This is a genomic window from Bacillus cereus group sp. BfR-BA-01316, from assembly GCF_022664195.1.
GTDB lineage: Bacteria > Bacillota > Bacilli > Bacillales > Bacillaceae_G > Bacillus_A.
Genome location: NZ_JAKUGX010000080.1, coordinates 1 through 950, shown reverse-complemented (window position 1 = coordinate 950; position 950 = coordinate 1). Strand labels below are relative to the sequence as shown.

Sequence of the window (950 nt, the reverse complement as noted above, 5' to 3'; positions counted from 1 at the left end):
TTCATTCTTTAAAGTTGAAGATTTAAAAACAATCATTTGTTTAGAGGATATTTCCCACATTTTACCACGGTTAATCCATAAATTTTTCATTATTTCACTCCTAAACAAGGTTTATATAGCCATTACTCCATGTACAAAGCTTCATCCACTGATACTGAAATTTTATATTCTATTTGTAAATGCCAACTTTCTAAATTATTCTGGTTTTAATGTATGAAAAGATGTAAGAAATTCAATACCTTTTAAAGATTTTAGAATTTGTTCTTGTAGCATCTTACATACCTTTTTTCTTTTTTATTAGTAATTAACTTTATAATTTACAATATGATACTGGATAATTTATATAAGAAAACATTTTAAAATAGTTTAAACACATTAAAATATAATTATTATATATAGATAATAAAATATTTCGTTAACTCTCTATAAATATTTTATACATGATTCCCTATGCTTCGCTATTTTAGATCTCTTTCCTTTGCTTTTTGGCTAGAGTGCTGGCTCGTCGTGTGGGGGCGAAACCCCACGCATTAAACGTATCAATTTTGAATAAAAACTATTTTAGAGCGAACGATCTAAGCGGTTCGGCTCGTATACTTGCTAGTCCAAGTCGAGAACCATTGCTTTGCTTTTTGTCTGTCGGCTTGGCGAAAAAAGCACACGAGCCAAAAAAAATTTCGCAAGGACAAAATCAAAAAGAAAAGGCGGTAGCCTTTAGGTGAGGATCAACGAACCGACTTTTTTGATTTTGAGGGTGGAGATTTTTGAGTGATTTTCTCAAAAATACGACCCGTTCCTTGCGGAACTTTTAGCCCTATATATAAGAGTGAGAAGAGCAAAGTGAAGAAAGTCAGTAATAGAAAGGGTTTATAAGGGGTAGGGTGTGGGAAAATTCCCACACATGTGTTGCTAAATTCCCACACCTAAAAAATGGAAAAGTAATAAAAAAA

The 950-nt window shown here is 31.8% G+C and carries 1 protein-coding gene; it reads left to right on the top strand.

Annotated features, from left to right (window positions below; translation table 11 throughout):
• Window positions 1-509: 509 nt before the first annotated feature.
• Window positions 510-722, top strand: coding sequence for a hypothetical protein (locus MR071_RS24980; protein WP_242238241.1), 213 nt, complete (start codon window positions 510-512; stop codon window positions 720-722).
• The last annotated feature ends 228 nt before the right edge of the window (window positions 723-950 follow it).